This is a genomic window from Priestia sp. TRN 1309 (assembly GCF_050846875.1).
GTDB classification, from domain to species: domain Bacteria; phylum Bacillota; class Bacilli; order Bacillales; family Bacillaceae_H; genus Priestia; species Priestia zanthoxyli.
Map to the genome: position 1 here is coordinate 844,625 of NZ_JBOZGM010000001.1, position 21,512 is coordinate 866,136.

Here is a 21,512-nt window from a genome sequence, read left to right on the forward strand (position 1 = left end):
ACCGTTATAATAAAAAACCCCAGATATTTTGATTATCTGGGGTTTAAGTAGGGGAGACAAAAGCTGTTTTTAATCATCTTTTTTATCTATTTTTACGTATACAAAAATAAAAAAGAAAATTATTGTAATCGACCTTGTATATAATTAGGGATCTATATTGAGCTCATTAACTGAAAAAAGTATTCGGACTTCTGAGTTTTATTTAAGCTATACCATGAATCTAATGTATTTGATGCAAATACATCTAATTTTTTTAATACGTCCCTCGCGAATTCTAGAGGTGCTACTCCTGAAGCAGTAATCATGTTATTATCGGATACTACAGGTCCACCCTCATACAACTTCTCCCCTTTATAATTAGGACAGACCATTTTTGTATATTCTAAGTTATTAAGCGTATGCTTTCTAGAATCTAAGTATCCACTATTTGCAAGGGCATCAGTAGCACCACAAATTGCAGCTACAATAGTACCAAGCTCTAAAACTTCCCCAACTTTTTTCAATATAGGTTGATGAATCTCCTCACTCCATGTATTTCCTCCCGGTAGAATTAAAAGATCTTTATCCAGAAGAGTGCATTCATCAAGAGAAATATCCGGCTGTATACTCAGTCCCCCCATTGTTTTAATAATTTCTTTATTAACTCCTACCGTCATTACTTTTAAAGGGGCTAAACCTTGCCTGAAATATCTTCCTGAATTTAGTTCAGCAATTAAATATCCATACTCCCAATCTGACATTGTGTTAAATACATAAATATAAACTTTTTTAATTTGCATATTAAACCTCCCGAACTGACGTTCTCTATATTATACCATTTTAAAGGTATATATCTATAAAAATGTTAAAATATTCAGAAAAAATAAGGAGATTGAGAATCATTTGAAAGAAAACAAAATAGAAAAAGTCTTAATAGTAGGATTAACAACTCCACATTATGTATCAACTTTTACTCGAGTGAGTGATAATTTAGGATTTGAAACGTATCTCGTATCAGATGCCACAGCTGCATTTGCAGTAAAAGGAGCAGATCATGCATATTATCCAGCTGAACAAATACATACTGTGTCATTAGCAACTTTAGATAATGAGTTTGCCAAAATTTTAACAACTGAAGAATTGATCAAAAAGTTAAATTTGGCTGAAGCAATACAATCATATTAATAAGAAAGGCAATGTACTAACAGAAATAACTCATTTTGATAAAAAATGGTTTTTCTATAATAAACAGGATAAATAATTTCAAAAATAGTTGAAATGCCCGGTACTAAGTATTACAATCTACATATACTAAGTATTACTTAATAGCTTAATTTTAAAAGTTATTAAGTAAAAATTGGCTTGGTACTAAGTAATACAGAATATAAGTCAGACGATATAGAGGAGGTTCTGAAGATCGAAAATTTAACTGAAATGCTGAAGGGTTCGCTGGAAGGCTGTGTGTTAGAAATTATCAGCCGCCATGAAACCTATGGCTATGAGATTACACGCCGCCTGAACGAGCTTGGATTTATCGAGGTCGTAGAAGGGACGGTCTACACTATTCTCGTACGATTAGAAAAGAAAAAACTTGTGAATATAGAAAAAAAACCATCGGATATGGGCCCACCCCGCAAATTTTACTCGCTTAATGAGGCGGGCTACAAGGAGCTTGAGTTGTTTTGGAAAAGGTGGGATTTTGTATCATCAAAAATCAACGTCTTGAAGTCAAACTAGCTTCATAGGATAGAACGCCGGATAGTTTTAAAGCAGCTTATGAAGCTTTATAAAAAGGAGGAAAAATGACATGTTGGAAATATTCAAAAAAATGATTGGTGATAAAAAAGAGTATAAAATGATGATGGCACGGGTTGAAGCCTTGCCAGAAGACTATCAGTTTGTATTTAAAAAAATTCAAAACTACATGTGGAATTTCTCATCGGGCAACGGAATGGATATGCTACACATGCAGTATGAATTAATTGATTTATTCGAAGCAGGTGCTGCAGAAGGTAGACAGGTGCTCGAAATTACTGGAGACGATGTGGCTTCCTTTGCTGACGAATTAGTGGCAAATGCTAAAACTTATATGGTTAAGTATCGTGAAGATTTGAATCAGAGTATTAAGGAGCGATTAGGAAAAAATAAATTTAATCAATAACATCGACTGAATAGCTAGTTGCTTTTGCTATTCAGTCATTTTTTAAACTCAGTACTAAGTGATACAGAATATCGGTCAGACTAAATAGTGAGATATCAAAAACCTAGCTCTATGAGATGCTCAGCTTAGTTATAGCATGACAGTTCTAGCAAGAAAGCTTGTGGAGCTTTTTAAAAGGAGGAAAAACGTATGAGAAATACAGCGATTTTTGTAAAAGAGTTAAAAAAGTCCTTTAAAGACAAAGAAGTTTTAAAAGGGGTGAATGTTGAGGTGCAGCGCGGTGAAATTTTTGCACTGCTGGGCTCAAATGGGGCAGGTAAGACGACGACAGTTAATATTCTTTCAACGCTGATGAAGGCTGATAGCGGCGAAGTGAGTATTTGCGGATTTGACGTCCAACGTCAACCGGCTGACGTCCGCCAAAACATCAGCCTAACGGGGCAGTTCGCAGCGTTAGACGGCATGCTTACTGGGAAGGAAAACCTGATAATGATCGCCAAATTGCGAGGGGTATCTAATCCTGATGAAGTAGCTGACAATCTTCTTGGAAGATTCAGCTTGACCGATGCAGCTAATCGCCGGGCGGATCAATATTCCGGTGGAATGAAGCGCCGACTTGATATAGCTATGAGTCTGATTGGGGCGCCAGCCGTTATTTTTCTCGACGAACCGACGACCGGACTTGATCCGGAAGCCCGGATTGAAGTCTGGAACACCATCAAAGAGCTTGCTGGCGGTGGTACGACCATCTTGCTCATGACTCAGTACCTGGATGAAGCTGAACAACTGGCAGATCGTATAGCCATCCTACATGGCGGAAAAATCATCAAAACCGGTACCCTTACCGAACTTAAAGAGATGTTCCCCCCAGCAAAAGTGGAATACATTGAGAAACGGCCAACATTGGAGGAGATCTTCCTCGCAATCATCGGCAAAAAGGAGGAAATGTAAATGAAAAACAATACAGGTGTATTACTAGGACGTTTGATGCGCACGATTATGCGCAGCCCGGATACGATTATTACGGTGGCGATTACGCCGATTACGATGATGCTACTGTTTGTCTACGTATTTGGTGGCGCTATAAACACAGGAACAGCCAATTACGTCAATTATTTATTACCGGGAATCTTGCTGATGGCTATCGCATCCGGCGTCGCTTACACTTCAGTGCGGCTATTTAATGATGTAAAAAGTGGACTGATGGCCCGTTTTATTACTATGCCTATTAAACGGTCTTCGGTATTATGGGCTCACGTGTTGACATCTTTTGTTTCCAATGCGCTTACTATCGTGATAGTTATCTTCGTCGCGCTTTTGATGGGTTTCCGCTCCAGCGCTGGTATCCTGGATTGGTTCGCGGTAGCCGGGATACTCGGGCTGTTTACGCTAGCCCTGACATGGTTGGCCATTATTCCAGGACTGACAGCGAAATCTATGGAAGGAGCCACAGGCTACTCGTACCCACTAATCTTCCTACCTTTTATTAGTTCCGCCTTTGTTCCCACTGAAACGATGCCTAAAGCTGTTCGTGCATTCGCCGAAAACCAGCCCGTGACTTCAATCGTGAATACGATTCGTGCACTCTTGTATGAAGGATCTGTTGGCAATGATATTTGGAGTGCCCTTGCCTGGTGCCTAGGTATCATGGTCATTGCTTACTTCTTCGCTAGTAAAGAATTCAAACGCAAATTAGGGTGAATTTTATAAACTGAGCAAGCTACCAAACGTATATGGAATCATCGGAATTTTAATGTAAAGTATTGATAGCATAAAACAGGGATTACTTCTAGTTGTCGTAATGTGAATTATCGGTAGAAATAAAGAAGACCTGGAACAAGGTCTTCTTTTATTCATCATCTTCCCATTCATTTTGTTGTTTTTTCTTAACCGGTACACATAGTTCATGGGTATAAGACCACATACAAAAATAATGCCTCCAAATATGTAATTTTAATATGCTGCAAATTTAAAAAGGTAAGCCTTTCATCAACTATCTTTTTCATTCAAAATAACTCCTTATCTATCCAAAATAATTCGTCCAATGTTTCTTCAATGACGTAGCAAATTTGCAAGCAAAGCTTTAACGACGGGTTATATTTGCCTTTTTCTATGAGGCTAACAGTCTGTCTTGTAATACCAACCTTATCTACAAGTTGCTGCTGAGTTAATCAGTTTCTGTCATAAGTATTTTTGTTTAATTTGTAAAAATATTTTGAATTAATGATCTGTCTGTGATAGTATTTAAATCAGTAAATCATATATAAAATTCAAAATCACATATGTGATTTAGAGAGGGTTTCTTCATGTCAGTAAAATCAGCAGAACGTGTATTAAGGGTATTTGAATTGATTGCTCAACATCCCGAGGGGTTAACAGTAAAAGAAGTTAGCGATTTACTTTCGCTTCCGCAAAGCAGTACGTTTAATCTTGTGGGAACACTTCATAATGAAGGGTATTTGAATCAGGACTCATTAAAAAGGTATAAGCTAGGGCCAAAGCTAATTCAAATTGGAACAGCGGCTATGGAATCATTGGATATTTCTTCTGAGGGAAAACCATATTTAAAGAAGCTGATGGAGGATGTTCAGGAAACGGTGTTTATGGCTTTGTTGTCAGATGGAGAGTTGGTCTATGTTGTTAAGATTGATAATAATCGCTCTATTAGAACAACAGCTCAGCCTGGTAACCGAAAGCCGCTCTATTGTACCGGATTAGGAAAAACCTTTTTAGCTTTTCTTCCTAAAGATCAGCGAGAACAGCTGCTTGAACATACGGAGCTGCTGCCTATTACGGATTATACGATTACAAATAAAAAAGTTCTTAATGACAATCTAGACTCTTTTATTCAAATGGGCTATGCAATTGATGATGAAGAAAATGAAGAAGGCTTATTTTGCCTTGCTGCACCTGTATTTGGAGCAAAGGGAAGTATTCAAGCTGCTATTAGCGTAGCTGGACCTAAGGAAAGAATGCTGAAGCATAAGGACTTTATAGTAGAAAGGCTGCTTCAAACAGCGACTAATATATCTTTTATTGCTGGATATGAAGAGGCAAAGAGATAAGTGAAAAGAGGGGTAAAATGGATGTGATAAGCATGGGGGAAACAATGATTCTGTTTACCCCACACTCGAATGGAAAGATGCGATATGCTAAAGATTTTTCTTCGAAAATTGCAGGGGCAGAAAGCAATACGTTAATCGCCCTGTCAAAACTCGGTTATCAAACGGGATGGGTTAGCCGGTTAGGAAAAGATGAGCTAGGAGAGCGGATTCTTTCAAGTATTAAAGGAGAAGGAATAGATGTAAGACATGTGATATTTGATGATCATGCTCCTACGGGTCTTTTTTTAAAGCAAAAAACAAATGAAATGAACAGTAAAGTCTTTTATTACAGGAAAGAATCAGCAGCAAGCTTTATGAATCCGCATGATATGAATGAAGAGTACATCTCTTCTGCCAAATACTTATACGTGACAGGGATTACACCTGCGCTAAGCGATTCCTGCCACGAAGCTGTTTTTCAAGCGATGAAAGCAGCTAAAAAAAATGGTGTAAAAATAGTGTTTGATCCGAATTTACGCAAGACGCTTTGGGATGAAGAAACTGCGCGTCAAACACTCATTAAAATGGCTACATATGCAGATATTATTTTACCAGGAGTGAATGAAGGCCAGTTTTTATTTGAGAAGGATAATCCTGAAGACATTGCAGTAGCGTTTCATCAATTAGGTGCAGAGTTAGTCGTTATTAAGCTAGGTGAGGAAGGAGCTTATTATTCGACTGAAAATGAATCCGCTTACGTAGAAGGCTTTAAAGTTGCTAGAGTAATAGATCCAGTAGGAGCTGGCGATGGGTTCGCCGCTGGGATACTATCAGGATTAATAGATAAATCTTCTTTAAAAGAAACGGTTAGAAGAGGGTGTGCTATAGGAGCTATGGTTGTAACCGTAGAGGGTGATATTGAAGGCTTGCCTGATAAGAAAGAGCTTTACGAATTTATGAATGCGATTACAAAAGAAGACGTTATACGATAAAAGAAAGGGGCTTACCCATGACGGATAGTTTATCACATTTATTAGAGCATAAAATCGTTGCGATTATTAGAGGAGCCAAACCGAAGGACGTAGTGAAAATTGCCTCTGCGCTTAATGACGGCGGTGTAAAAAATATAGAAATTACTCTAAATTCGCCTGACGCACTTTCAGCCATTAAAGAGGTTTCTACAGAGCTGGGTGATCAAGTGCTAGTAGGAGCAGGTACAGTGCTTGATCCTGAAACAGCACGTTCAGCTATTTTAGCAGGTGCAAAGTTTATCCTTTCTCCAACTGTTAATATTGAAACTATTAAACTAACAAAAAGATACGGTGCGGTGAGTATTCCAGGTGCTTTTTCACCTACTGAAATTTTAACGGCATATGAAAATGGCGGAGATATTATAAAAGTATTTCCTGCTAGGCTGGGTGCTAGCTATATTAAAGATATTCGGGGGCCGCTTCCCCATATTCCACTTCTTCCAACAGGAGGAGTTAGCTTAGACAATATTCAAGAATTTGAAGAAGCAGGTGCTGTAGGGTTTGGTATTGGGAGTTCTTTAGTAGATACAAATCGTGAAATTACTCATGCATACCTGCAGGAATTAACACAAAAGGCTAAAGCATACGTAGCCGCAGTGAATGGTATAACGAAAGGGGAAAAAGTACATGAAAATTACTAATTATGAATTGTTCCAAGTGCCGCCACGCTGGTTATTTTTAAAAATAGAAACAGACGAAGGAATTGTTGGATGGGGAGAACCAGTTATTGAAGGAAGAGCCTCTACCGTTAAAGCTGCAGTAGATGAGCTGATGGAGTATCTTATTGGCAAAGATCCATTAAATATTGAAGATCATTGGAACGTTATGTACCGAGGCGGCTTCTATCGAGGCGGACCTATTTTAATGAGTGCCATATCAGGAATTGATCAAGCATTGTGGGACATAAAAGGAAAATATTACGATGCTCCTGTACATCAACTGTTAGGCGGAAAAGCAAGAGAATCTATTAAAGTATATTCGTGGATTGGAGGAGACCGCCCTTCAGATGTAGGCGAAGCAGCAAGAGAAGTTGTTTCAAAAGGGTTTACAGCAGTAAAAATGAATGGGACAGAAGAGCTTCAATACGTAGATTCATATGAAAAAATTGATCAAGTAGTGGAACGTATTGCTGCTGTTAGAGAAGCAGTGGGACCTTATGTAGGAATAGGTATTGATTTTCACGGACGAGTACATAAGCCAATGGCAAAAATTTTAGCTAAAGAACTAGAGGTCTATCGTCCAATGTTTATCGAGGAGCCGGTTTTGCCGGAAAACAATGAGGCATTAAGAGAAATTGCCAACCATGTATCCATTCCTATTGCGACGGGAGAAAGAATGTTTTCAAAATGGGAGTTTAAAAAGCTCTTAACGGACGGATACGTTGATATTATTCAGCCTGATTTATCACATGCAGGAGGAATTACAGAATGTAAGAAAATTATTTCAATGGCTGAAGCCTTTGATGTAGCAGCTGCGCCTCATTGCCCGTTAGGACCTATTGCATTAGCCGCTTGTCTTCAAGTAGATGCAACGTGCCACAACGCATTTATTCAAGAACAAAGCTTAGGCATTCACTATAACCAAGGCAGTGATTTACTAGATTATATTGTTGATAACCACGTATTTAAATATGAAGAAGGCTTTGTGAAGATTCCTGATGGACCTGGTTTAGGTATTGAGATTAATGAAGACCATGTTAGAAAAATGGCTGATATCGGTCATAACTGGCGTAATCCAGTATGGCGTCATAAAGATGGTTCTGTAGCGGAATGGTAAAGGGGAAACCATTTTAGTACAAAAGATCTGATTGATAAATGACCGTCAGTCAGATCTTTTCTTAAACTAGTCATATACAGGGGGATAAGGGAATGAAGGGGTATAGCGAAAAGCCGACTCGCGTTAGATTTCGTGTTTTAGCATTTATTTTCATAAGCGTTGTCATCAACTATATGGATCGAAGTAATATTTCTGTAGCTGCCACAGCCATGTCCAAAGATCTAAAGCTATCATCAGTAGAACTGGGCCTTATATTTTCAGCCTTTGGATGGGCTTATGCTGCTTTACAAATACCAGGAGGGGTAATGGCTGACCGCTTTGGCGCTCGTGCTACGTATGCCTTTAGTTTAATTACCTGGTCTATTGTTACGCTGCTGCAAGGATTTACTAAGGGATTTGTGAGTCTTTTTGGTCTGCGTCTAGGTACAGGAGCATTCGAAGCACCGGCTTTTCCGACCAATAATAAAGTAGTCACCAGCTGGTTTCCAAATCAGGAAAGAGCATCAGCAATTGCTTTTTATACTTCAGGACAGTTTGCAGGGCTAGCATTTTTAACACCTACACTAGTTACCATTCAGCACTTTTTAGGGTGGAGAGGTCTGTTTATTACTACAGGGGTTATCGGTATAGCATGGGGCATTATATGGTATATCTTTTATCGTGATCCTTCTCAGCATAGTAAAGTAAATAAAGCAGAATTACAGCATATCGAAGAAGGTGGAGGCTTAGTTAAAGCTGCTGATACGAAAGGAGAAAGAGCAAAGTTCGAATGGGGAAATCTTAAAGAAGCCTTTTCTCACCGAAAGCTATGGGGCATCTACTTAGGACAGTTTGCCGTCAACTCTACTTTATGGTTCTTCCTTACCTGGTTTCCAACGTACCTTGTGGAATACAGAGGGTTAGATTTCTTAAAATCAGGATTCTTAGCATCAGCTCCGTTTTTAGCAGCATTTGTAGGAGTATTATTATCTGGCTTTGTATCTGACGCCTTAGTGAAAAAAGGAGTATCACTAGGTATTGCAAGAAAAACACCTATTATCGTAGGGCTGCTTTTATCAACTTCAATCATTGGAGCCAATTATGTAAATAGCACATCTCTCATTATCATGTTTATGGCTATTGCGTTCTTTGGAAATGGTCTGGCTTCTATTACATGGGTCTTTGTCTCAACGCTAGCACCTAAACATTTAGTTGGTTTAACAGGTGGAGTTTTTAACTTTATCGGCGGTCTAGCTTCTATTATTGTTCCGATTGTTATTGGTTTCTTAGCAAAAGGAGGCAACTTTGCTCCAGCGCTAGTATTCATAGCGGCATTGGCCCTTTTAGGAGCACTTTCGTACATCTTCCTTGTAGGAAAAGTGGAAAGAATTAAAGTGGTTAAAGATGAAAAATTGAATCGAGATATTGTGTAAGGCCGTTTGTAGTTTTATAGGAATCATATATCTGAAGTTGTTTGTGGCAGGATTAAAAGAGAATTTGTAAAAATTCTATTAAAGAAAGAGCATAAATTTTGTTGGAGACCAACGGATTTATGCTTTTTTGTCTCTTTTTTATTTGTTGATAATAGAGTATATTCTATTATATAGTAATTTCTAAAAAATGGAGATATATAAATGGTGAAACTGAGAGTTACTGCTATTTTACTATTACTATTAGTAATAGTAGGTTGTCAAAAGGAAGGGCAAATGGATAAACAAGAGATTGAAAAAATTGCTTCAGCAGTAGCAGCTACCTATATGAAAGACGAAAAAGACATTGACTTTGTTCCCAAAGATGTTGAATTTTTAGGCGGGGAAGATTTAAGTACGGTATTAGTCCACGGATATGCTAAGGTTAAAGGTAAGAAAACAGAAATGTCTGTCACAGTAGATTATGGTGATGATTACCGAGTAACATCATATGGATATAATTAAAGAAAACCAATGTACAGAACTCTGTACATTGGTTTTCCATGTGTGATGAGTGACAAGCAATGAGTATGTATTGGATCTATCATTTAGAAGTATAAACATATAGACTACATTTTACTTACTATGTTTACCTAAAGGGATCCCGTCATAAATATGTTCTTAGCTTTGATAAATCGCTTCTGCTTCATTCCATCTTTCCAAAATTCTCTATTTGTTTCATTGATTCTTTCTTTTTGCTTGAATAATCAATTGAATTAGCTATTTCAATAAGAGATTGGATCGATACTTGTTTTGAAACTCTCTTATCATAAGCATATACTGCCAATTAGCTTTTTCGAAAACAATCATCTCGGACCCTGAATTTTCTATATAATGAGCTGATTGCCCCTCTTTAAGAAGGTAAGATCTTTTTATGTGCTTATTTGTAAACTGTATTTTATGCTTACTAGGCCTAATTTCAATTGTGTAATGATTTTCTGGAATTTGATCATGAACACATTCTAAATCAAATGAGTCGTTAATCGTACCTTGCAAATCACTAAAGCGCCCCAAGCAATGAGTAAAGGGAAGAAATGGAACTCTAAATGCTAAGAATACGGTATGCTTTATTTTAAGTTATAGATTTTTTTGAAAGGGAACCTCCTTCTCCAATGCTATTAGAAAGAGGTACCCTTTTCTTATTTAACTACTAAAGAAACTTCCACTCTTTCTTTTCCTCTTATAATGATGATGTCCATAACTTCCGTGATGACCACGTTTTTTCCTATAGTCATCACTACTGCTATAACTTTTAAAAGGTTTTGATCTGCCTCTTTTATAATCACTGCTACTATAACGCTTATGCTTATTGTTCATTAGTGAATCAAACAGTTTCTTGAACATAATTTAATCACTCCTCATAGTCATTTTAAATCTATAAAAAACAAAAAGCGCTTTTATCCTTTTAGTAGATAAAAGCGCTTGATGTATAAACAGTCTTCACCTAACTAAAAAAGTAGGCAAAGGTCTTGCTAACAATTAAGATTGCCAACAAAGCCGGAAACATTTTGTTTCGTAGTGACGACTTTTGTTGTACAGCTACTCCCCTTTGGAGTATTAAGTTTGTTCAATGTTAACTTAAAACAATTCTATAAGTCAATTAATAACAAAACGCTATTTAAATTGACATCAAAATCGCGTTTTGTTAAGATTTCCTTACGAACGTTCGTAAGGAGTGGTGAAATGAAATCAAATCAATTAAAAGAAGTCGCTTTAAATCAATTTGCTTTACATGGTTATCAAGGGGCTTCGCTTGCTTCTATTGCTAATGAAGTAGGCATTAAAAAACAATCTATATATGCACATTTTAAAAGTAAAGAAGATCTTTTTATTAGTACTTTTAATGATTCTCTAGAAAATGAATTGCAATTTATTAAACAATTCATGGAAGAAAATCATTCAGTACCTCTTGAAGAAGTTTTATATAACTTTTTAAACGAATACTTGGGACGTTATCAAAAAGATCATAATATGAGTTTCTTTATGAGAACATCCTTTTTTCCACCATTAGAGTTTGAAGAACAAATTAAGATTGGTACTAACACGTTTGTGAATGAATTAGAATCCTTGTTTTTATTAGTATTTAAAGACAGAAAGGCTGACTTAAAGTCAAACCTTGCTCCTGAATCTGCAATGATGTCATTTTTAACAATATTTGATGGATTATTAGTTGAATTGCTATATGGATTCCCAAATCGTCTTCAGAAACGTCTAACTAATTCGTGGAATGTTTATTGGCAAGGTATTACTAAATAAAAGGAGAGAGTCAAATGAATCGCGCTTGGGGTTTATTAGTTTTAGGATCCATATTAGAAATATTCTGGGTCATGGGGTTAAAACATGCTGATGATGCACTCACGTGGACAGGAACAATTATTGCCATTGTTTTATCTTTTGGCCTATTAATTAAGGCCACTTCAAAACTTCCTGTTGGAACAGCCTATGCTGTATTTACTGGACTTGGTACCACGGGTACTGTGTTACTTGAGATGCTAGTTTTTGGAGAGCCATTTCAACTTGTAAAGATTATCTTAATTCTGGTTCTTCTTGCGGGTGCTATTGGTCTGAAGCTTGTAACCGGAAGTACAAATCAAGAAGGGAGTGCTTCATAATGGGATGGATTTTTCTTGTTTGTGCAGGAGTCTTTGAAGTTGTAGGTGTCACAGGTTTAAACCTTATATTACGTAATAAAAACATCTTCTCATTTGCAGTCTTTGTCTTAGGACTGGGAAGCAGCTTCACCTTCTTAAGCCTAGCTATGCAATCTCTACCAATGGGAACAGCTTATGCAATATGGACAGGAATTGGAACAGTTGGGTCAGGACTTGTAGGAACCCTGTTTTATGGAGAATCAAAGAGCTTGGCTAGAATTATATTTATGGCTATGGTATTAAGTGCCGCAATTGGTCTAAAGCTTATTAGTTAACAAGAGGAGAATATAACATGACATTATGGTTTACAGAAAAACAGACTTCATCATTTGGTATTACAGGAAAAGTAAATCGTGCATTAGAAAGTGAAAAGACTACTTTTCAACAGCTAGACATGGTAGAAACTCAAGAGTTTGGAAACATGTTGTTATTAGACGGTATGGTCATGACATCAGAAAAAGATGAATTTGTCTATCACGAAATGATTGCCCACGTACCATTATTCACACATCCCTCTCCTAAACATGTTTTAGTAGTTGGTGGTGGTGATGGAGGAACAATTAGAGAAGTATTAAAACACACGAGTGTAGAAAAAGTAACACAAGTTGAAATTGACGATAAAGTAGTTGAGTATTCCAAGAAGCATTTGCCGCACATTTCGTCTGAATATGAAAACCCAAGAGTTGAATTGATAATTGGCGATGGATTTGAACATATCATCAAGAGTGAAAATAGGTATGATGTGATCTTAGTTGATTCTACTGAACCTGTTGGACCAGCTGCGGGCTTATTTACAAAGGGCTTTTATGCGGGTATTGCAAAGGCTTTAAAAGAAGATGGAATCTTTGTAGCTCAAACAGATAACCCTTGGTTTAAAGGCGATTTAATTAGGAAAGCCATTCATGATACAAAAGAAATCTTTCCTGTTTCTAAACTTTATACATGCAATATTCCGACGTATCCAAGTGGAATGTGGACGTTTACCATGGGTTCAAAAAAACATGATCCTTTAAATATGCCAGATAATCACTTCTTTGAAATAGATACTAAGTATTATACAAAAGAACTCCATTATGCATCTTTTGTGTTGCCAAGGTTTGTTCAGGAATTATGCGAAGACAATAAATAAAAAAGGTTCCGTCAATGGCTCCCTTGTTATCACTTCAAGGGAGCCGTTGATTTGACTTTAATAATATTTTATTAGCAACAAAAAAGACAAAAACTCCCTCATCTCTACACAGATAGAACATACTTTCATGCTCCTTTCTCCTGTTTTCTTAATAGTTGATATGCTATTTTTGTATGGTTTGTGGAAATCCATAAATGAAAAGTATTTAAATTCTCCATGAAATATAAAGTGCGTCAAAATATGCGCAAGGGACCTGAATAGGAAAGTTTTAAAATAGGGGGAAGTAGTAAAAATAGTTTTAGGAGTGCTAATACAAACATGTTAATTTTTCAAAAGTACCTTTGGATCTTTTTTAAAGTTTGGTTTTTCATTGGACTAATTTTAGTCGGATTCTCACTTTTACCACCGTGGCTTGAGTGGGCAAACACCGTATTTTTATTCGCATCTGGTTTATATGCTTCTTGTTATTTATGGAATGTATTACCGAGAGGACGCTTTATAATTCCACTGATTTTTTGGGGGTCAATTATAATAGAGTCTTTTGGAACTCATACTGGTCTTTTATTTGGGGAATACAGGTATGAATCAGATTTTGGACTTATGGTTCTCGGAGTCCCGATTACGATGGGACCTGCGTGGTTATCGGTAATTGGAGCTAGTCTCGCATTTTCACGGTTATTTTCATTTCGTCATCGAACAATCATATTAGTTCCACTTTTCTCTGTATGGTTAGATTTAGCTATTGATCCCGTCGCTGCTAATGTAAAATATTATTGGATTTGGAACGAGGGTGGATTATATTATAATATTCCCACTCAAAACTTTTTCGGTTGGTATATGACTGCACTTTTATTTTCTTTATTTATCTCAAGGTTTGAACACAAAACATCCATAATTGAATTAGAGCGTAATAATCAGTACCTCTTTTTGATGTTACACATTCTATTTGGTTTCACTGCATTTATTTCTGGTTTATATGGTGTTTTATTAGTTGGAATCTCATCTAGCATCTGCTATTTGGCTCTAAAATTTAAGGATTCCCAGCAGAAATAGTCTACAAGAAGGAGAGAAAATGCTCTTTTCTGAGGACCGATCTGGGACCTTATCGGCTGCTGTGTCTTAGGTTTCCCAGTTTTGGTGCGAAAACTTCGCAAAGCAGTACTTGTACTGCCTAGATTTATTCAATATTAGTGTAGTAATTAACAGTTTTTATATGAAACTGTTAATTACTACACTAGAAAATCTTTTCTATTAAGACTACTTATTGTTTAAATTTATCTTTTGTAATTTTCTGCTGATGGTTGATTGATTAACTCCAAGTGCAACAGCCATATGCGCAGTAGATGAACACTCCCGTTGAGCTAATTCAAGGAGTTGCCTTTCAGCCTCTTCTACGCAATCTTTGAGGGGCATAATATTATTGATATTAACATTCTTCTTAGATTTTCTTTGGTCTGTATATAGGTACTGTTCAACTAATGATTTTTCAATTGTATCATCATCGCTTAAAACAACGAGACGTTCTATGATATTTTGAAGTTCCCTAACATTTCCTGGCCAATTATAGCTTTGTAGCAATTCAAAGGCAGCTGAAGAAAGTTTTTTTGACTGTGAATACGTTTGGTTAAAGTAATTAATAAAGTGTATAGCTAAAGCTAAAATGTCTTCATGTCTTTCACGTAAGGGAGGGATTTTAACTGGTATAACATTCAATCGATAATAAAGATCTTCTCGAAATGTTCCTTCGTCTACCATCTTTACTAGGTTTCTATTTGTTGCTGTAAGGATTCGCACGTCAAATCTAATAGGTTTTGTTCCACCTACTCTTAACATTTCTCTTTCTTGAATAACACGTAGTAACTTTGTTTGTAATGAAAGAGGCATTTCACCAATTTCATCTAAGAAGATTGTTCCACCATTTGCTAATTCAAACATTCCTATTTTCTGTGTAACAGCTCCAGTAAATGCGCCTTTTTCATATCCAAATAATTCTGATTCGAGAAGATTTTCTGGAATAGCTCCGCAGTTGAGCTTAATAAAAGGTTTATGACTTCTTGGACTCAATTTGTGTATATAGTTAGCAATTACCTCTTTACCTACTCCTGTTTCTCCAAAAATTAAAACAGTTGAATCTACATTTGCTACTCTTTTAGCAATAGAAACAATTTGATTCATTGCTATGCTTCGAAATATAAGTTGATTTTCGGCTTCGTTACGCACACGAAGTTCTTCTAACTCGTTTCTATAAGCTTCCGCAAGCTTTTTCATTTCTTGTAGTTCTGATTGAAGCTGGCTAATTTCCGTAATATCTTTTGAAACATTTACTACTTTTACAATTTCTCCATTCTTATCTTTAATAGGCGTACCAATAACTTTAAGTTTTCTTCCAGTTCGCGTTATTTGAAATTCTGAGACAGGCGCTTTTTTTTCTAAGACTAGACGTGTAATGGAAGGTGTGTAAATACCTTCTCTTTCTAACGAATAGACACTTGTTCCTACTAGCTCATTTTCATCTTTTCCCCATAATTCTTTGCATGCTGAACTTACCCGTAGTGTTACGCCTTTATTGTCCGATACATAGATAACATCATACGATGTATCTAAAAGAGCTTGTAAGTCAAAGTTTAGGTTACTGTGTGAGTTCACATCTTTTAGTAATCCTTCATAATGATGCTCTTCTTCAAAAAAAGCTGAAATTCCATAAAAACCTTGATCCGTAAAAATAGGAGAATGATTTAATACAAGCTTTTGTTTACCGATAAAGATCTCACTAGTTGAATGCTCTTGATTTAAGAATAAAGAAGAATCACCTTTTGTTAACAAATCTAAAATAGATTTATTTGCAATTGTTTCAGCCTCAACCTTAAGCAACTTAGCACCTTTTGGATTAATAAACTGAATAGTGCCTTTACGGTCAATAATGATGAACCCAGACGAAAGAGAATTGAGAGCCAACTCTAATGGAAAGAAAAATTTTTTATTCATATAAGACACATCCTTTAAAAGTTTAATGCGAAAATGCAAAAATACATGCAATACTGCATTGGAATTCATTTTATATTCCATTAACTATTCATATTATTTCAAGCATAATGCTAAAAACTATTGGATATAAAAGTTGGCATGAATTTTGCATAGTAGATTAATGAGTACATGTAGAAAGCTATATAAAGCAAAAAGAAGGAGATGAGAACCATATGAAAATAACCATAAAAGTTACGAAAATATATAGTAAGCCATAACCACTTAATTTTTATAGTAAATCATTTATGCAATATTGCAAGAGAGTATTGATAATCAAGCATTATTTGTAATACAACATTGTAGGTTTATGAGTTGGCAACCTTAACACAAGGTTATTTAAGGTAATGATACAAAATTAAGTCCCTGGATACGTTGAATTTTAGACTACTGCTTAAAATATTGAAAAATGAGATAGTATCCTAATCCACAAAACCATAAAAACTAATTTGTTCTTATTTAGGAGTTAGATGTAAGTTGATGATTAAGGAGTTAACGAAGATGAATATTGATGAGGTATCACCATTAATTGAACAAAAAAAACTATCTCCTACTGAGTTGGTAAAACATACGTTAGAGAAGATATCTAATGAGAATAGCAACACTAATTCTTTTATTACTGTATGTAGTGAAAAAGCTCTCAAAGCAGCTGAAGATTTAGAAAAAGAACTGGTAGAAGGAAATGTAAGGAGTAAATTACATGGAGTTCCTATTGCGTTAAAGGACTTAATCTTTACAAAAGGCATCAGAACAACAATGGGTTCAAAACTTTACAAAGATTTTATACCTGATACAAATGCTACGATAGTAGAAAAGCTTGAAAATGCTGGTGCCATTATCATAGGAAAAGTGAATACACATGAGTTTGCTTATGGACCTACGGGCGACCGTTCATATTTTGGATCGTGTCTTAACCCTTATGACTCATCGAAGATTACTGGTGGATCAAGTAGTGGGTCTGCAGCTTCTGTAGGCGCCGGTTTAGTTAATCTTTCTGTAGGAACGGATACAGGTGGATCTATCAGAATACCATCATCAGCTTGTGGAACAGTAGGCATGAAACCTACTTTTGGTCTAGTTAGTAAAAAAGATGTCCATGCTTTGTCATATACTCAGGATCATGTTGGTCCTATAACTAGAACTGTAAAAGAGAATGCTTTGCTGTTAAATGTTCTAGCAGGATATGATCCAAATGATCCTTATTCTTTAAATATGGAAATTCAAGATTACAGCTCTTTAATTGGAACGGATGTTAAGGGGAGGGTAATTGGTATTCCTTCTTTTTATTTACAGAGCTTAGAAGAAGAAGTCCATCAAATGTTTAGCAAATGTATTAAGGTATGTGAGTATCTAGGTGCAAAGGTAACAGAAGTTAATATAGATGATATTGGCGAGATTTCTCACGCCCAATCTATAACAGTCCAATTTGAAGCTTCATCTATACATGCGCAAACATTAAAAAAACATCAAAAAAGCATTGATTCTGAAGTATATGAAAGGCTAAAAGCTAGCCGACTAGTAAAAGCCTATGAATATGTACATGCGCAATCAAAAAAACAAGAATTAATTTATAAATATAATCAGGTCTTTGATCATGTAGATATCCTATTAACACCTACTTTGCCAATAGTTCCACCTAATATTGGGCAAAGAGAAGTTACGATCAACGGAAAAGTGGAGTCTGTTCGAAACGCTTTGTTACGCTTGACAGCGCCGACTAATTTTACAGGAAACCCCTCTTTATCTCTACCTGTTGAACTGTCAAAAGACGGGTTGCCTATAGGTCTACAACTTATTTCTAGGCACGGTATGGAAGCAAAAATTTATCAATTTGCTTATATGCTAGAGCAACATGTCAACTTTGCAAAATAAATAAACCCTATTTATATAGAACAACGCCATAAATACTAATTAAATAGATGAATAAGGGGCGAGAGCATGGTTTTAGATGTAGACAAAAATACAAAATTTCGTATTGAAAAAGACTTTTTAGGAACAAAAGAAGTTCCTCATAATGTATATTACGGAATTCAAACTTTAAGAGCTGTGGAGAATTTCCCTATTACTGGATATAAGGTTCATACAGAACTTATTAAAGCCTTAGCTATGATTAAAAAAGCAGCTGCAATTTCTAATACACATACACAACGTATGCCATTAGAAATTGGAAAAGCTATTTCAGATGCTGCCCAGGAAGTAATAGATGGTAAATGGCATGGTCAGTTTATTGTAGACCCTATACAGGGTGGTGCTGGAACATCTATGAATATGAATATTAACGAAATTATTGCTAATCGTGCCTTAGAACTTTTAGGAGTAGACAAAGGTACATACAGTAAGGTTAGTCCGAATAGTCATGTCAATATGTCACAATCCACAAACGATGTCTTTCCAACGGCTATTCATATTTCTATATTAAATCTTTCTGAAGGCTTAATTACTACTATGGAAAACATGAAAAAAGTATTTACGCAAAAAGCTCAAGAATTTGATCATGTTATAAAAATGGGTCGTACTCATTTACAAGACGCTGTGCCTATTCGGTTGGGGCAAGAATTTGAGGCTTATAGTCGTGTGCTTGAACGTGATTTGCAAAGGATTAAACAATCTCGTCAACACTTGTATGAAGTAAATATGGGGGCAACAGCTGTTGGTACTGGGTTAAATGCAGATCCTAACTACACAAAAAATGTAATAGAAGAGCTAAAAAACATTAGTCATTTACCACTTGAGCATGCGTCCCATCTCGTAGATGCTACGCAAAATACAGATGCGTATACAGAGATTTCTTCAACACTAAAAGTATGTATGATTAATATGTCCAAAATCTGTAATGATTTGAGATTAATGTCTTCCGGTCCTCGCGCTGGACTTGCTGAAATCTTACTACCTGCTCGTCAGCCGGGTTCATCGATAATGCCTGGAAAGGTAAATCCCGTGATGGCAGAGATGATTAACCAAGTTGCCTTTCAGGTAGTTGGGAATGATCATACCATTTGTATGGCTTCAGAAGCAGGACAGTTAGAGTTGAATGTAATGGAGCCTGTATTAATTTTTAATTTACTTCAATCTATTAGTATTATGAAGAACGCTTTTCAAACTTTTACAGATTATTGTTTAAAAGATATTCAAGCAAATGAAAATCACTTAACAGAATTTGTAGAAAAAAGTGTAGGGGTCATTACAGCTGTTAATCCTCATATTGGATATGAAATGGCAGCTTCTATTGCACGTGAAGCTACGTTAAGTGGAACATCTGTTAAGGATTTATGTTTACAAAAAGGCGTATTAACAGAAGAACAATTAAACATTATACTCGATCCTTTTGAAATGACTCGTCCTGGTATTGCAGGCAAACAACTTTTAAGTATTATATCTAGTTAATTTACTAAATAGGAAAATTCTATATCTACTCAAATGTAAGCGTTATATAAAGTAAGATGTTTAAGGAGAATTTTCTTTATTTAAATTTAATATATGGGAGAAAAAAATATGAACAATTTAAACCGAAATATGGGGGTTTTTGCATTAACAATGGTTGGTCTTGGATCAATTATTGGATCAGGCTGGTTATTCGGAGCTTGGCGTGCTGCACAAATCGCTGGACCGGCAGCTATTTTTTCTTGGATCATTGGCATGATTGTTATTCTTTTTATTGGACTTTCTTATAGTGAGCTAGGCTCTATGTTCCCAGAGGCTGGAGGGATGGTAAAATACACACAATACTCTCATGGGTCATTCCTTGGCTTTATTGCTGGTTGGGCAAACTGGATTGCGATTGTATCCGTTATTCCGGTAGAAGCTGTAGCTTCTGTTCAGTACATGAGTTCTTGGCCTTGGGAATGGGCTAGTTGGACAAAAGATCTAGTTGAAAACGGAAAACTGACTGGAGAAGGATTAGTATGGGGGGCAGGATTATTAATTATCTATTTTCTATTAAACTATTGGACTGTTGGGTTATTTTCGAAAGCTAATTCTCTTATTACAGTTTTTAAGATTGTGATACCTGGCTTAACAATTGGAGCTCTTCTATTTGCTGGCTTTCACAGCGAAAATTTCACTTCAGGTCAAGGTTTTGTACCAAATGGGTTAGCAAGTGTATTAACGGCTGTTGCTACATCAGGTATCGTATTTTCATTTAATGGTTTTCAAAGTCCTATTAATATGGCTGGAGAAGCAAAAAATCCAGGTCGTACAATTCCATTAGCTGTATTTGGATCAATTGCAATCGCTACAATTATCTATGTTCTTCTACAAGTTGCATTTATTGGGGCTGTTGATCCAAAGATGATTGTGAATGGATGGGGGAATATTAATTTCAATTCACCATTTGCAGATTTAGCTATTGCATTAAGTATTAATTGGCTTGTTATTGTACTGTACGTTGATGCTTTTATATCTCCTTCTGGCACAGGTATTACTTATACAGCTACTACATCACGTATGATTTATGGAATGGAAAAGAATAAATATATGCCAAGTGTATTAGGGAAATTACATCCAATCTATGGGATTCCACGTCAAGCTATGTTTTTTAATCTAGGTGTATCTTTCATTTTTCTATATTTATTTAGAGGATGGGGAGTATTGGCTGAAGTTATTTCAGTAGCTACGCTTATCTCCTATATTACTGGTCCGGTTACAGTTATGACTTTAAGAAGAACAGGTAAAGATTTATATAGACCTTTACGACTTAAGGGATTAAAAGTGATTGCACCACTTGGCTTTATATTTGCTTCGTTAACGCTTTATTGGGCACGTTGGCCACTAACAGGACAAGTCTTATTCATTATATTAATTGGGCTACCTATCTACTTTTATTACCAAGCCAAAAATAATTGGAAAGGGTTTGGACGTAATCTGAAAGCTGGGATGTGGATGGTTGTGTATTTATTGTGTATGATGACCATCTCTTTCTTAGGAAGTGAAAAATTTGGAGGTCTTAATATCATTAAATATGGATGGGACATGCTCCTTATTACTTTTGTTTCTCTAATTTTTTATGGTTGGGCTCTGAAAAGTGGATATAAGACTGAATACATGGAGGCGGCTACAGAAGTAAATAATGAATTAAAAGCTGAAAAGCAAGATAATGAGATAAATGAAGAGCTATCTGTTTAACCTTCTTCTACCTCAATTTATCAGTTGGTGATAAAATTACCTAAGGAAAACTTCCCTTTGACAAATCAGGGAAGTTTTTTCTTTTATACATAAGTTATTGTTAAATTGAGCAAACTACCAAAGACGCTGTGAAGCACCCCTTTGAAAAACC

22 protein-coding genes and 1 pseudogene are annotated in these 21,512 nt (G+C 36.0%); 19 read left to right on the forward strand and 4 right to left on the reverse strand.

All coding sequences use genetic code 11. From position 1 onward, the window contains the following. Positions 1–152 precede the first annotated feature (152 nt). Positions 153–779, reverse strand: coding sequence for a type 1 glutamine amidotransferase family protein (locus ACRPLQ_RS04445; protein WP_033580101.1), 627 nt, complete (start codon positions 777–779; stop codon positions 153–155). A 91-nt stretch (positions 780–870) separates the two neighbouring features. Between ACRPLQ_RS04445 and ACRPLQ_RS04450 the strand changes: the two genes are divergently transcribed. From ACRPLQ_RS04450 to ACRPLQ_RS04470, 5 genes are all read left to right on the forward strand, one after another. After that, positions 871–1,164: an isochorismatase family protein gene (locus ACRPLQ_RS04450; protein WP_412762893.1), complete on the forward strand. Its 294-nt coding sequence runs from the start codon at positions 871–873 to the stop codon at positions 1,162–1,164. Positions 1,165–1,395: 231 nt separating this feature from the next. Further along, positions 1,396–1,716, forward strand: a complete 321-nt coding sequence (locus ACRPLQ_RS04455; protein WP_028414817.1) for a PadR family transcriptional regulator — start codon at positions 1,396–1,398, stop codon at positions 1,714–1,716. A gap of 70 nt (positions 1,717–1,786) precedes the next feature. Next, positions 1,787–2,140 carry a DUF1048 domain-containing protein gene (locus tag ACRPLQ_RS04460; protein WP_013058327.1) on the forward strand — a complete coding sequence of 118 codons (354 nt, stop codon included), beginning with the start codon at positions 1,787–1,789 and terminating at the stop codon, positions 2,138–2,140. Between the two features lie 189 nt (positions 2,141–2,329). Next, entirely contained in the window at positions 2,330–3,091 is a 762-nt protein-coding gene (locus ACRPLQ_RS04465) for an ABC transporter ATP-binding protein (protein ID WP_367031397.1), read from the forward strand. Further along, a complete protein-coding gene (locus ACRPLQ_RS04470; protein ID WP_432235715.1) occupies positions 3,092–3,841 on the forward strand; it encodes an ABC transporter permease in 750 nt (249 codons plus the stop codon). Between the two features lie 305 nt (positions 3,842–4,146). On the opposite strand, the pseudogene ACRPLQ_RS04475 reads toward ACRPLQ_RS04470, so the two are convergent. After that, a pseudogene (locus ACRPLQ_RS04475) lies at positions 4,147–4,311 on the reverse strand (helix-turn-helix transcriptional regulator); the annotation flags it as partial. A gap of 135 nt (positions 4,312–4,446) precedes the next feature. Here ACRPLQ_RS04475 and ACRPLQ_RS04480 point away from each other — a divergent pair. The 6 genes from ACRPLQ_RS04480 to ACRPLQ_RS04505 all read left to right on the forward strand — a co-directional run bounded on the left by ACRPLQ_RS04480 (position 4,447) and on the right by ACRPLQ_RS04505 (position 9,904). Beyond that, on the forward strand, positions 4,447–5,205 hold the full coding sequence (locus ACRPLQ_RS04480) for an IclR family transcriptional regulator domain-containing protein (protein ID WP_165636265.1): 759 nt from the start codon (positions 4,447–4,449) through the stop codon (positions 5,203–5,205). 17 nt (positions 5,206–5,222) lie between these two features. Continuing rightward, positions 5,223–6,176: a sugar kinase gene (locus ACRPLQ_RS04485; RefSeq protein ID WP_432235716.1), complete on the forward strand. Its 954-nt coding sequence runs from the start codon at positions 5,223–5,225 to the stop codon at positions 6,174–6,176. A 17-nt stretch (positions 6,177–6,193) separates the two neighbouring features. Further along, positions 6,194–6,856 carry a bifunctional 4-hydroxy-2-oxoglutarate aldolase/2-dehydro-3-deoxy-phosphogluconate aldolase gene (locus ACRPLQ_RS04490; protein ID WP_432235717.1) on the forward strand — a complete coding sequence of 221 codons (663 nt, stop codon included), beginning with the start codon at positions 6,194–6,196 and terminating at the stop codon, positions 6,854–6,856. Continuing rightward, complete coding sequence (dgoD, locus tag ACRPLQ_RS04495; protein WP_013058319.1) at positions 6,843–7,991, forward strand: galactonate dehydratase; 1,149 nt, start codon at positions 6,843–6,845, stop codon at positions 7,989–7,991. The genes ACRPLQ_RS04490 and dgoD overlap by 14 nt, the downstream gene beginning before the upstream one ends. A 92-nt stretch (positions 7,992–8,083) precedes the next feature. Then, positions 8,084–9,403 (forward strand): MFS transporter, encoded by a 1,320-nt coding sequence (locus tag ACRPLQ_RS04500; protein WP_432235718.1) that lies wholly within the window; start codon positions 8,084–8,086, stop codon positions 9,401–9,403. Between the two features lie 201 nt (positions 9,404–9,604). Continuing rightward, a complete protein-coding gene (locus tag ACRPLQ_RS04505; protein WP_034267266.1) occupies positions 9,605–9,904 on the forward strand; it encodes a hypothetical protein in 300 nt (99 codons plus the stop codon). A 678-nt stretch (positions 9,905–10,582) separates the two neighbouring features. On the opposite strand, the gene ACRPLQ_RS04510 is transcribed toward ACRPLQ_RS04505, so the two are convergent. Next, positions 10,583–10,783 carry a hypothetical protein gene (locus ACRPLQ_RS04510; protein ID WP_042991987.1) on the reverse strand — a complete coding sequence of 67 codons (201 nt, stop codon included), beginning with the start codon at positions 10,781–10,783 and terminating at the stop codon, positions 10,583–10,585. 339 nt (positions 10,784–11,122) lie between these two features. Between ACRPLQ_RS04510 and ACRPLQ_RS04515 the strand changes: the two genes are divergently transcribed. The 5 genes from ACRPLQ_RS04515 to ACRPLQ_RS04535 all read left to right on the forward strand — a co-directional run bounded on the left by ACRPLQ_RS04515 (position 11,123) and on the right by ACRPLQ_RS04535 (position 14,272). Next, positions 11,123–11,695 carry a TetR/AcrR family transcriptional regulator gene (locus tag ACRPLQ_RS04515; RefSeq protein ID WP_014458912.1) on the forward strand — a complete coding sequence of 191 codons (573 nt, stop codon included), beginning with the start codon at positions 11,123–11,125 and terminating at the stop codon, positions 11,693–11,695. Positions 11,696–11,709: 14 nt separating this feature from the next. Further along, the gene (locus tag ACRPLQ_RS04520; RefSeq protein ID WP_432235719.1) at positions 11,710–12,051 is read left to right on the forward strand and encodes a DMT family transporter; all 342 of its coding nucleotides are present in this window, start codon (positions 11,710–11,712) and stop codon (positions 12,049–12,051) included. Beyond that, on the forward strand, positions 12,051–12,365 hold the full coding sequence (locus ACRPLQ_RS04525) for a DMT family transporter (RefSeq protein ID WP_432235720.1): 315 nt from the start codon (positions 12,051–12,053) through the stop codon (positions 12,363–12,365). Before ACRPLQ_RS04520 ends, ACRPLQ_RS04525 begins: the two co-directional genes overlap by 1 nt. Before the next feature lie 17 nt (positions 12,366–12,382). Next, positions 12,383–13,219, forward strand: coding sequence for a polyamine aminopropyltransferase (speE, locus tag ACRPLQ_RS04530; RefSeq protein WP_116740096.1), 837 nt, complete (start codon positions 12,383–12,385; stop codon positions 13,217–13,219). Positions 13,220–13,537: 318 nt separating this feature from the next. Next, positions 13,538–14,272: a carotenoid biosynthesis protein gene (locus ACRPLQ_RS04535; protein WP_432235721.1), complete on the forward strand. Its 735-nt coding sequence runs from the start codon at positions 13,538–13,540 to the stop codon at positions 14,270–14,272. Between the two features lie 204 nt (positions 14,273–14,476). Here the strand turns inward: ACRPLQ_RS04535 and ACRPLQ_RS04540 are convergent, their stop codons facing one another. Continuing rightward, a complete protein-coding gene (locus tag ACRPLQ_RS04540) occupies positions 14,477–16,204 on the reverse strand; it encodes a sigma 54-interacting transcriptional regulator (protein WP_115654579.1) in 1,728 nt (575 codons plus the stop codon). 537 nt (positions 16,205–16,741) lie between these two features. Between ACRPLQ_RS04540 and ACRPLQ_RS04545 the strand changes: the two genes are divergently transcribed. The 3 genes from ACRPLQ_RS04545 to ACRPLQ_RS04555 all read left to right on the forward strand — a co-directional run bounded on the left by ACRPLQ_RS04545 (position 16,742) and on the right by ACRPLQ_RS04555 (position 21,361). Beyond that, positions 16,742–18,112: an amidase gene (locus tag ACRPLQ_RS04545; protein WP_432235722.1), complete on the forward strand. Its 1,371-nt coding sequence runs from the start codon at positions 16,742–16,744 to the stop codon at positions 18,110–18,112. Positions 18,113–18,178: 66 nt separating this feature from the next. Further along, the gene (gene aspA / locus ACRPLQ_RS04550; RefSeq protein WP_432235723.1) at positions 18,179–19,624 is read left to right on the forward strand and encodes an aspartate ammonia-lyase; all 1,446 of its coding nucleotides are present in this window, start codon (positions 18,179–18,181) and stop codon (positions 19,622–19,624) included. A gap of 108 nt (positions 19,625–19,732) precedes the next feature. Then, positions 19,733–21,361 (forward strand): APC family permease, encoded by a 1,629-nt coding sequence (locus tag ACRPLQ_RS04555; protein WP_432235724.1) that lies wholly within the window; start codon positions 19,733–19,735, stop codon positions 21,359–21,361. The last annotated feature ends 151 nt before the right edge of the window (positions 21,362–21,512 follow it).

Coding starts and splice junctions, on each gene's coding strand:
- ACRPLQ_RS04445 (WP_033580101.1), bottom strand. CDS start 779: ATGCAAATTAAAAAAGTTTATATTTATGTATTTAACACAATGTCAGAT.
- ACRPLQ_RS04460 (WP_013058327.1), top strand. CDS start 1,787: ATGTTGGAAATATTCAAAAAAATGATTGGTGATAAAAAAGAGTATAAA.
- ACRPLQ_RS04465 (WP_367031397.1), top strand. CDS start 2,330: ATGAGAAATACAGCGATTTTTGTAAAAGAGTTAAAAAAGTCCTTTAAA.
- ACRPLQ_RS04470 (WP_432235715.1), top strand. CDS start 3,092: ATGAAAAACAATACAGGTGTATTACTAGGACGTTTGATGCGCACGATT.
- ACRPLQ_RS04480 (WP_165636265.1), top strand. CDS start 4,447: ATGTCAGTAAAATCAGCAGAACGTGTATTAAGGGTATTTGAATTGATT.
- ACRPLQ_RS04485 (WP_432235716.1), top strand. CDS start 5,223: ATGGATGTGATAAGCATGGGGGAAACAATGATTCTGTTTACCCCACAC.
- ACRPLQ_RS04490 (WP_432235717.1), top strand. CDS start 6,194: ATGACGGATAGTTTATCACATTTATTAGAGCATAAAATCGTTGCGATT.
- dgoD (WP_013058319.1), top strand. CDS start 6,843: ATGAAAATTACTAATTATGAATTGTTCCAAGTGCCGCCACGCTGGTTA.
- ACRPLQ_RS04500 (WP_432235718.1), top strand. CDS start 8,084: ATGAAGGGGTATAGCGAAAAGCCGACTCGCGTTAGATTTCGTGTTTTA.
- ACRPLQ_RS04505 (WP_034267266.1), top strand. CDS start 9,605: ATGGTGAAACTGAGAGTTACTGCTATTTTACTATTACTATTAGTAATA.
- ACRPLQ_RS04510 (WP_042991987.1), bottom strand. CDS start 10,783: ATGTTCAAGAAACTGTTTGATTCACTAATGAACAATAAGCATAAGCGT.
- ACRPLQ_RS04515 (WP_014458912.1), top strand. CDS start 11,123: ATGAAATCAAATCAATTAAAAGAAGTCGCTTTAAATCAATTTGCTTTA.
- ACRPLQ_RS04520 (WP_432235719.1), top strand. CDS start 11,710: ATGAATCGCGCTTGGGGTTTATTAGTTTTAGGATCCATATTAGAAATA.
- ACRPLQ_RS04525 (WP_432235720.1), top strand. CDS start 12,051: ATGGGATGGATTTTTCTTGTTTGTGCAGGAGTCTTTGAAGTTGTAGGT.
- speE (WP_116740096.1), top strand. CDS start 12,383: ATGACATTATGGTTTACAGAAAAACAGACTTCATCATTTGGTATTACA.
- ACRPLQ_RS04535 (WP_432235721.1), top strand. CDS start 13,538: ATGTTAATTTTTCAAAAGTACCTTTGGATCTTTTTTAAAGTTTGGTTT.
- ACRPLQ_RS04540 (WP_115654579.1), bottom strand. CDS start 16,204: ATGAATAAAAAATTTTTCTTTCCATTAGAGTTGGCTCTCAATTCTCTT.
- ACRPLQ_RS04545 (WP_432235722.1), top strand. CDS start 16,742: ATGAATATTGATGAGGTATCACCATTAATTGAACAAAAAAAACTATCT.
- aspA (WP_432235723.1), top strand. CDS start 18,179: ATGGTTTTAGATGTAGACAAAAATACAAAATTTCGTATTGAAAAAGAC.
- ACRPLQ_RS04555 (WP_432235724.1), top strand. CDS start 19,733: ATGAACAATTTAAACCGAAATATGGGGGTTTTTGCATTAACAATGGTT.